Source organism: Microbacterium sp. KNMS (assembly GCF_053851835.1).
Genome location: NZ_JBSQBP010000048.1, coordinates 1 through 3,438 on the forward strand (window position 1 = coordinate 1; position 3,438 = coordinate 3,438).

2 rRNA genes are annotated in these 3,438 nt (G+C 56.0%); both read left to right on the plus strand.

Features of this window, described 5'->3' with window-relative positions:
- Window positions 1-112 precede the first annotated feature (112 nt).
- Window positions 113-3,217: ribosomal RNA gene (locus ACWXWW_RS17745) — 23S ribosomal RNA — on the plus strand.
- A 102-nt stretch (window positions 3,218-3,319) separates the two neighbouring features.
- A 5S ribosomal RNA gene (rrf, locus tag ACWXWW_RS17750) occupies window positions 3,320-3,436 on the plus strand.
- Window positions 3,437-3,438: the final 2 nt, after the last annotated feature.

Here is a 3,438-nt window from a genome sequence, read left to right on the forward strand (position 1 = left end):
GTCTGGTCGGGGAGGGTGGGGTGCCGCCCGTACTTTGAGAACTACACAGTGGACGCGAGCATCTTAAAGAAGCGAACACAGGATCCTTTCGGGGGTTCTGTGGCTCATGTGATTTCAAGTCTTTAAGAGCAAACGGTGGATGCCTTGGCATCTGGAGCCGAAGAAGGACGTAGCAATCTGCGATAAGCCTTGGGGAGCCGATAAGCGGGCTGTGATCCGAGGATTTCCGAATGGGGAAACCCCGCCAGGCGGCGTGCTGACCTGGTGACTCCCGTCTGAATATATAGGGCGGGTAGAGGGAACGTGGGGAAGTGAAACATCTCAGTACCCACAGGAAGAGAAAACAACAGTGATTCCGTGAGTAGTGGCGAGCGAAAGCGGATGAGGCTAAACCGGATCGTGTGTGATAGCCGGCAGGTGTTGCACGTTCGGGGTTGTGGGACCATTCTGAGACCGCTGCCGCAGGTCTCGGTGGTACAGGTGCGTATAGACGAACGGTTTTGAATGGCCGGCCAGAGCGGGTGGTAGCCCCGTAGTCGACATGCGTTTCCTGCCGCGAGTGGTATCCCAAGTAGCACGGGGCCCGTGAAATCCCGTGTGAATCTGCCAGGACCACCTGGTAAGCCTAAATACTCCCAGATGACCGATAGCGGACAAGTACCGTGAGGGAAAGGTGAAAAGTACCCCGGGAGGGGAGTGAAATAGTACCTGAAACCGTTTGCTTACAAACCGTCGGAGCCTCCTTGTTGGGGTGACGGCGTGCCTTTTGAAGAATGAGCCTGCGAGTTAGTGATACGTGGCGAGGTTAACCCGTGTGGGGCAGCCGTAGCGAAAGCGAGTCTGAATAGGGCGAGTCAGTCGCGTGTCCTAGACCCGAAGCGAAGTGATCTATCCATGGCCAGGCTGAAGCGACGGTAAGACGTCGTGGAGGGCCGAACCCACTTAGGTTGAAAACTGAGGGGATGAGCTGTGGATAGGGGTGAAAGGCCAATCAAACTTCGTGATAGCTGGTTCTCTCCGAAATGCATTTAGGTGCAGCGTTGCGTGTTTCTTGCCGGAGGTAGAGCTACTGGATGGCCGATGGGCCCTACAAGGTTACTGACGTCAGCCAAACTCCGAATGCCGGTAAGTGAGAGCGCAGCAGTGAGACGGTGGGGGATAAGCTTCATCGTCGAGAGGGAAACAACCCAGACCACCATCTAAGGTCCCTAAGCGCGTGCTAAGTGGGAAAGGATGTGGAGTTGCTCAGACAACCAGGAGGTTGGCTTAGAAGCAGCCACCCTTGAAAGAGTGCGTAATAGCTCACTGGTCAAGTGATTCCGCGCCGACAATGTAACGGGGCTCAAGCACGCCACCGAAGTTGTGGCATTGACATTTTTGGTAGGCCTTCGTGGTCCAGCCGTGTTGATGGGTAGGAGAGCGTCGTGTGGGCGGTGAAGCGGCGGAGTGATCCAGCCGTGGAGGCCACACGAGTGAGAATGCAGGCATGAGTAGCGAAAGACGTGTGAGAAACACGTCCTCCGGAAGACCAAGGGTTCCAGGGTCAAGCTAATCTTCCCTGGGTAAGTCGGGACCTAAGGCGAGGCCGACAGGCGTAGTCGATGGACAACGGGTTGATATTCCCGTACCGGCGAAGAACCGCCCCAATCAATCCAGTGGTGCTAAGCGCCCAAAGCCAGATATCGCCGCCTTCGGGTGGCACCGTCTGGTGGAGCGCGCGACCCCATGCTGGTGCGGTTAGCGTATTAACAGGTGTGACGCAGGAAGGTAGCCCAAGCCAGGCGATGGTTGTCCTGGTCCAAGCATGTAGGCCGAGCCATAGGCAAATCCGTGGCTCACATAGGCTGAGATGTGATGGGGATGAAAAGTGGGTGATCCTATGCTGCCGAGAAAAGCATCGACGCGAGGTTCTAGCCGCCCGTACCCCAAACCGACTCAGGTGGTCAGGTAGAGAATACCGAGGAGATCGAGATAATCGTGGTTAAGGAACTCGGCAAAATGCCCCCGTAACTTCGGGAGAAGGGGGGCCCAGCGCGTATTAGAACTTGCTTCGAAAGCGTGTGTGGGCCGCAGAGACCAGTGGGTAGCGACTGTTTATTAAAAACACAGGTCCGTGCGAAGTCGCAAGACGATGTATACGGACTGACGCCTGCCCGGTGCCGGAAGGTTAAGAGGACCGGTCAGCCGCAAGGCGAAGCTGAGAATTTAAGCCCCGGTAAACGGCGGTGGTAACTATAACCATCCTAAGGTAGCGAAATTCCTTGTCGGGTAAGTTCCGACCTGCACGAATGGCGTAACGACTTCCCAACTGTCTCAACCACGAACTCGGCGAAATTGCATTACGAGTAAAGATGCTCGTTACGCGCAGCAGGACGGAAAGACCCCGTGACCTTTACTACAGCTTGGTATTGGTGTTCGGTGTGGCTTGTGTAGGATAGGTGGGAGACTGTGAAGCAGTGACGCCAGTCATTGTGGAGTCGTTGTTGAAATACCACTCTGGTCACTCTGGATATCTAACTTCGGACCGTGATCCGGTTCAGGGACAGTGCCTGGTGGGTAGTTTAACTGGGGCGGTTGCCTCCCAAAGAGTAACGGAGGCGCCCAAAGGTTCCCTCAACCTGGTTGGCAATCAGGTGGCGAGTGTAAGTGCACAAGGGAGCTTGACTGTGAGACTGACAGGTCGAGCAGGGACGAAAGTCGGGACTAGTGATCCGGCAGTGGCTTGTGGAAGCGCTGTCGCTCAACGGATAAAAGGTACCTCGGGGATAACAGGCTGATCTTGCCCAAGAGTCCATATCGACGGCATGGTTTGGCACCTCGATGTCGGCTCGTCGCATCCTGGGGCTGGAGTAGGTCCCAAGGGTTGGGCTGTTCGCCCATTAAAGCGGTACGCGAGCTGGGTTTAGAACGTCGTGAGACAGTTCGGTCCCTATCCGCTGCGCGCGTAGGAAGTTTGAGAGGATCTGACCCTAGTACGAGAGGACCGGGTTGGACGAACCTCTGGTGTGCCAGTTGTCCTGCCAAGGGCACCGCTGGTTGGCTACGTTCGGGATGGATAACCGCTGAAAGCATCTAAGCGGGAAGCCGGCCTCAAGATGAGACTTCCATCACCTTCGGGTGGAGAGGCTCCCAGCAGACTACTGGGTTGATAGGCCAGACGTGGAAGCCCAGCAATGGGTGCAGCTGACTGGTACTAATAAGCCGATGACTTGATAACACACCGTTTCCTGCGGTGCTCGCGTCCACTTTGTGGTTCCCGATGTACGGGCACCAGAAACTTTCATAGAGAAAGCTTGATGTCGAACACATCACCAGATGTTTCGGCGGTCATAGCGAGAGGGAAACGCCCGGCCACATTCCGAACCCGGAAGCTAAGCCTCTCAGCGCCGATGGTACTGCAAGGGGGACCTTGTGGGAGAGTAGGACACCGCCGGACTT